Source organism: Corallococcus sp. AB049A (assembly GCF_003668885.1).
GTDB classification, from domain to species: domain Bacteria; phylum Myxococcota; class Myxococcia; order Myxococcales; family Myxococcaceae; genus Corallococcus; species Corallococcus interemptor.
The window spans coordinates 1-440 of sequence record NZ_RAWL01001145.1 but is presented as its reverse complement, the minus strand read 5'-3'; the positions used below and the strand labels follow the sequence as shown (position 1 = coordinate 440).

At 52.5% G+C, this 440-nt stretch carries 1 protein-coding gene; it reads left to right on the top strand.

Annotation, left to right across the window (positions count from 1 at the left end; genetic code table 11):
• Nucleotides 1-440 (top strand): 3-hydroxyacyl-CoA dehydrogenase family protein (locus D7X55_RS46585; protein WP_233610460.1); only part of this gene is annotated, 440 nt, incomplete at both ends.

Genomic DNA, 440 nt, shown 5'->3' with positions numbered 1-440 from the left:
GTTTTATTGATTGAGACACAAGGCGAGACGGCACAGGCGCTGGCAATACGACTGGCACGCCCGGTGGTAGTGATCGATAAAATGGCGGGCAAGGTGGTGACCATTGCTGCTGCAGCGGTGAACCCGGACTCAGCGACCCGCAAGGCCATTTATTACCTGCAACAGCAGGGCAAAACAGTGCTGCAAATTGCAGATTACCCAGGAATGCTGATTTGGCGAACGGTAGAAATGATCATCAATGAAGCCCTTGATGCGCTTCAAAAAGGCGTGGCCTCTGAACAGGATATCGATACCGCCATGCGTCTTGGGGTGAATTATCCATATGGCCCACTTGCCTGGGGAGCGCAACTTGGCTGGCAGCGAATATTAAGGCTCCTTGAAAATCTACAGCATCACTATGGCGAAGAACGCTATCGCCCATGTTCATTGCTGCGCCAACG